This is a genomic window from Microvirga pakistanensis, assembly GCF_004458765.1.
GTDB classification, from domain to species: domain Bacteria; phylum Pseudomonadota; class Alphaproteobacteria; order Rhizobiales; family Beijerinckiaceae; genus Microvirga; species Microvirga pakistanensis.
The window spans coordinates 1-4,660 of record NZ_SPJX01000162.1 but is presented as its reverse complement, the minus strand read 5'-3'; the positions used below and the strand labels follow the sequence as shown (position 1 = coordinate 4,660).

Below are 4,660 nucleotides of genomic sequence, written 5' to 3'. Positions count from 1 at the left end.
GGCGCAACTTGGCGATGATCTGCTCCGAACTGAACCTCTTCTTCGGCATCTTGAGCTCCTTGGTTCCAGGTCAACTCTCTCAATCAACCTGGTCCAATTCCACCCAGTCAGGTCAATGGGACTTACGGAATGATTGGAGACTGAGGCCTCGGCGTTCCAGCTGTCTCAAGGTTTCGGTTCAGATTGCGCAACCTGGTCCATTGATACGCCACAGGCGAACATCGCTCCGGCTTTGCGGCGTCATCACCGACCAGGCAATCCGCGCCATCTTGTTGGCCAGAGCCACTGCCACCACTTTCGGCGGCCGCTGCCGGAGAAGGCCTGCAATCCAGGGCGAGGGCTGGCTGCCCTCCCGCCTCAGATAGCGCAGCACCGATGCCGCACCCAGAATCAGCAACTGGCGCAGGTACTTGTTGCCCTGCTTGCTGATCCGCTCCAGCCGGGTCTTGCCACCGGACGAGTTCTGTTTCGGTACCAGCCCGAGCCAAGCCGCAAAGTGGCGTCCTGATCGGAAGGTGCTTGGGTCTGGGATGCTCGAGGCCAGAGCCGAGGCGGTCACAAGGCCGATGCCCGGGATTGTCTCAAACTGGTGGAGAGATCATTGGTGTAGTGCCAGTGCGCCAACTGCTTGTCGATCGTCCGCAGCCGCTCCTGAAGGTCAAACACGAGCTGGGCCAAGGTCTCCAGCACCACGCGGGCAAGATCGGGCAGGTCGAGGGGTTCGCCCCGAACCAGAGCTACAACCATCTTCGTGACCTGAGAGACCCCAGCCCCGGTCGCGATCCCGAGTTCGGCCAAGTGGGCACGGATCGCATGCAGGAGCACGGTGCGTTGTTTCACCAGGGGAGCCCGGGACCGGTGCAACATAGCGGCAGACTGCTGCTCGGGCGATTTGACCAGCACGAAACACATAGTCGGGCGGGTGACCGCCTCGCAGATCGCCTCGGCATCGGCAGCATCGTTCTTCTGCCGCTTCACGTATGGTTTCACATAGGCTGGGGCATGAGCCGGACCTCATGGCCAAGGGCGGCGAGTTCTCGGGCCCAGTAGTGGGAGGTCGCGCAGGCTTCCATGCCGATCAGGCAGGGCGGCAACCCTGCAAAGAACTTCACAAGTTGGGTGCGCCGGACCTGCCGGCGCACAACAACCGACCCTCGGCATCAACGGCATGGACCTGAAACACCGATTTGGCGAGATCCAGGCCGACTGTTGTGATCTCTACCATGATCTTCGCTCCCTTTTGTCCACCTTAAACGGGCTTACCTTGGCACTGTCGGGAGCGGGAGCCATCCCCATCGGTTTTGGAAGCAGTTCTTGTTCCGCCCCCATGTTGCAGAAAATTGGATAAGGCACAGTAATCCTAACTCGGAGCTAGGTTGGCGGTTCGCGATCAGATCAATAGTTGTCCACAACCACCCGACTACGTAGAATGCGCGGAGATTCACATGACCTTGGGCGGGCCCTGGCGTTCCAGGGCCCGCGCAGATCTCTGATTACCCAAACTGAAGGACGACCTTGCCGAAGTGGCTCCCGCTCTCCACGTGACGAAGCGCACTGACCGCCTCCATCCAAGGATACACGCGGTCGACAACCGGCCGCAGCTGGTTCACCTCAATGGCCCTGTTCATCGCCTCGAAGGAGGCGCGGGACCCGACTGGGATGCCGCGGACGCGCACCTGACGGCGGAAGATATCGAGCGGGTTGATCGTGCCCTCCGTTCCCCCGAGGTACCCGATGACGTTGATCTGTCCACGCACACGCACGGCACGCAGCGACTGGGCAAAACTCTCGGGTCCACCGACCTCGATAACATGATCAACCCCGCGCCCACCGGTTAGATTCAGAACGGCGTCGGCCCAATCCGGCTGACGGCGATAGTTGATGCCGGCGAACGCACCAAGAGCTCTGGCCCGTTCGATCTTCTCGTCACTGCTCGATGTTACGATCACCAGCGCGCCTGAGGCAGCCGCAAACTGAAGCGCAAACAGGGAAACTCCTCCCGTCCCCAGAACCAGCACACTCTCCCCAGCCTTGATTGCACCCTCGGTCACGAGGGCATGCCAGGCCGTGACGGCGGCGCAGGGAAGGGTCGCTGCCTCGACATCGCTCAGGTGCTCCGGAGCAAGGACAACCCCCTGCTCGTCCAAGCGGGCATATTCCGAGAGGAGACCGTCGATCGGCCCTCCGAGCTGAGAGGAGGGTTCAGCCATATCGAAGCTGCCTGCCGCCCATCGCTGCCAGAACGTGCTGCAAACCCGATCTCCCACTCTGACGCGGGTCACATCCTCTCCGACGGCAACAACCTCCCCGACACCGTCCGAGAGCGGCACCAGTGGAAGCGGGAACCTTGTGTGGTAGGTGCCGCGGACAATCTCGACGTCGCGGTAATTCAGCGCCGTCGCTCTGACGCGGACAACCACCTCCCCCCGGCGCGGCTTCGGGATCGGCCGCTCGACCACTCGCAGGTTGTCGAGCCCATATGCCCCATCGATTACAAGTGCCTTCATCTGCATCTCCTCTTCACCAAGCGAGATGCAGTAATGCCCTTGCCGAGGCGCGCTTTCAAATTCATAATAATCAAAATTATTATGCACGAGAGTATCATGCTGGACGAGATCCGCACTTTTGTTCTGCTGTCGGAAGAGGGCTCAATCCAGCGAGTAGCAGAGCGGGTTCGCCTGACACAGCCGGCGGTCACCCGCCAGATCCAGCGACTGGAGCACGCTTTGGGCGTTGAGTTGCTGGACCGACGCCTGAAGCCGCCCCGGCTGACGCCCGCCGGAGCCGAAGCTCTCGCGCGCTGCCGACAGATCCTTTCCGCTTATGCCGACATGCGGCGCATCGGAGTTCGTGGCGAGCCCGAAGGCCTTCTGCGCGTCGGGATTACCCATGGCCTTGCAGACGACCGCCTCGCAGCAATTGTGAGCAGCCTGCGGGAGACGTTTCCGAGGGTCGTCCTTCAGCTGACTGCAGGATGGAGTGACAGACTCGCCGAGAACCTCCAGCGCGGAATGCTGGATGTTGCCTATATCTTGTCTGGCTCACCGGAGCGTGCGTCGCTCAGCGACAGCACAACTCTCGGCCAGGAGCCTCTGGCGATCATTGCTTCAAGCGATCTCGCGAACGCTCGAGAGTACAATACAGCCGCCATCGCCAGCCATCCCTGGATCCTGAACCCTGAACCGTGCGATGCGAGACACCGCCTCGCCAAGGCTCTGGCCCCTTATAGCCGCTGCCTGACTGTTGCGGCAGAGGTCCAGGATGCGAGATTGCAGATTGCGCTCGTGCGAGAAGGCGTCGGCTTTAGCCTGATGCCCCAGCGTCAGCTTCGCTCCGGCCTTCCCGACGGAATTGCCAAAGTCGGCATCCCGGACCTGAATCTGATCCTCGCCATCGAAGTTCAACGCTCGCCACATTTAGCCAACCTCAAACTAGTCGAGGATGCTCTGACGGCCCGGTTCGCCGCGATGATTTGCGACCAGGAGGCTAGCCCCTGACAATGCCGGATCCGTTCTACTCTCATGACATGGTGCGGAGCAATTGCTGGAGCAGCTTGAACCTTGAAACCCGAGTTGTCGACGCTTCACCACTGCCAGAAACGAATTCCATCATCGCAGCAACTCGGCGTACGTTCAGAGCACGGCTGACCATGCATAGACCACTAACTGTACGAGTTTCCGAGTGTACTTCCCGTCAGGGTCGAGGCCCGGATCCAAGATCATAAGTGCCAGCCCCGCACATTGTGGCGACAGCAACGAGTGCAGGATTATCACCACTTCGCCCATTTCCAACCCGGAGCGCCCCGGCGAGTTAATCGCAGACATCACGTGTTGGTGGAGGACGTCAACATCCAGGTGGAGCCAGTAGCGCCAATTGACGCGGTCGAACACCGTGGATCAATTACCAATAGGGAGTAAGGCTAGGCGACAGATAACGGAATCGGGGTTTAATCGCCTCAGTTTGCTGGTCGGTCATTGGCTCATGTGGAATCGCACCGCAGATATCGGTTGCGAGGTAGTCAGACGCAGCCTTACTCTGGAGGGGCTACATGCCACGATCGTCGATCCGAGTCTTCTTGAGCTGAAACCAGCCCGATCTCGCGCAACTGATATTCGTTGAGGTGTCCTGGATCTGCCAAGATGACCTGCCGTGGACGGTGCCATCGAGAGACGAGACGGTATGCAAACTTAACAACTAAGCGAACCTTCATGCTAGCCCGGTTGTTTCGAGTTCTTACACTCTGTGAAGTCAATTCAGCAGAGCCTTAAATCGCGTGTTTCTGAACACGATCTCGACAGCGCTTATGTGTGCATCGTCGTCGAACTCGAAGCACCCGCACCTATCGATCGTGGCGTTCGTGACATGGCAATAAACTTCGAGCCAGAATGGTGGAAAGCTGGCGTCAGTCGAATCAAGTTCTGTGAGATGCACCTCGTATGTGCCAATCCGGCCTAGAGAGACGGTGCGGCGATGATGCGCCCTGGGGGCGAAGATCAGCCGTACATAGGTTTGGATGAGACGTTGCTCTATTCTGTCTCGCGGACGAAGTTTGCGATGTCCTGGTTCAGGCGCTTCTTGTGGGTGAAATAGAGCCCGTGTGGAGCACCCTCGTACACCACCAGGCGGGCACCAGGGATCAGGGCTGCTGCGGGGCGTCCGG

The 4,660-nt window shown here is 59.7% G+C and carries 3 protein-coding genes and 1 pseudogene; 1 reads left to right on the top strand and 3 read right to left on the bottom strand.

Features of this window, described 5'->3' with window-relative positions; all coding sequences use genetic code 11:
• Window positions 1–178 precede the first annotated feature (178 nt).
• Together E4K09_RS05945 and E4K09_RS05940 are read right to left on the bottom strand one after the other, a co-directional pair.
• Window positions 179–1,225, bottom strand: a pseudogene (locus E4K09_RS05945) (IS110 family RNA-guided transposase).
• A gap of 268 nt (window positions 1,226–1,493) precedes the next feature.
• Entirely contained in the window at window positions 1,494–2,507 is a 1,014-nt protein-coding gene (locus E4K09_RS05940) for a zinc-dependent alcohol dehydrogenase family protein (protein ID WP_134495842.1), read from the bottom strand.
• Window positions 2,508–2,603: 96 nt separating this feature from the next.
• Between E4K09_RS05940 and E4K09_RS05935 the strand changes: the two genes are divergently transcribed.
• Window positions 2,604–3,497, top strand: coding sequence for a LysR family transcriptional regulator (locus E4K09_RS05935; RefSeq protein ID WP_166802182.1), 894 nt, complete (start codon window positions 2,604–2,606; stop codon window positions 3,495–3,497).
• Window positions 3,498–3,632: 135 nt separating this feature from the next.
• On the opposite strand, the gene E4K09_RS30990 is transcribed toward E4K09_RS05935, so the two are convergent.
• Entirely contained in the window at window positions 3,633–3,890 is a 258-nt protein-coding gene (locus E4K09_RS30990; RefSeq protein ID WP_134495840.1) for an arginase family protein, read from the bottom strand.
• Between the last annotated feature and the right edge of the window lie 770 nt (window positions 3,891–4,660).

Excerpts from the sequence above, each read along its gene's own strand:
- E4K09_RS05940 (WP_134495842.1), bottom strand. The coding sequence starts at position 2,507 with ATGAAGGCACTTGTAATCGATGGGGCATATGGGCTCGACAACCTGCGA.
- E4K09_RS05935 (WP_166802182.1), top strand. The coding sequence starts at position 2,604 with ATGCTGGACGAGATCCGCACTTTTGTTCTGCTGTCGGAAGAGGGCTCA.